The following is a 288-nucleotide window of genomic DNA, read 5'->3' as shown; positions in this document are numbered from 1 at the left end:
AGGCTCGAAAAAAGGGGAGGGTGCTGCCGAGCGAGGGCAGGGCGCATGAAGAAGATCGCGGCCGGTCGGGCCAGTCGATGACGAGCGTCGCTAACGCTCTTTGCGCAGGAACAGGCGCGAGATCGTCTGCGCCGTCTGCTCGCGCGAGGCGGCATCGCGAGCGTGCAGCTCGGCCATGGCGCCGTGCATCATCTTCTGCGTGAGCCCGCGCGACATGGCCTCGAGCACCGCATCGTCCGATTCGCCCTTGGCCAGCAGCTTTCGCGCACGGGCCATTTCGGCGGCGCG

General features: G+C 68.1%; 1 pseudogene. It reads right to left on the bottom strand.

Going from position 1 to position 288, the window contains the following annotated elements:
- Nucleotides 1–90: 90 nt before the first annotated feature.
- Nucleotides 91–288 (bottom strand): annotated as a pseudogene (locus ACZYSP_RS35530) (glutamyl-tRNA reductase); the annotation flags it as partial.

This window comes from Variovorax sp. F042 (genome assembly GCF_057814215.1).
This window is presented reverse-complemented; position numbering and strand designations above follow the sequence as displayed.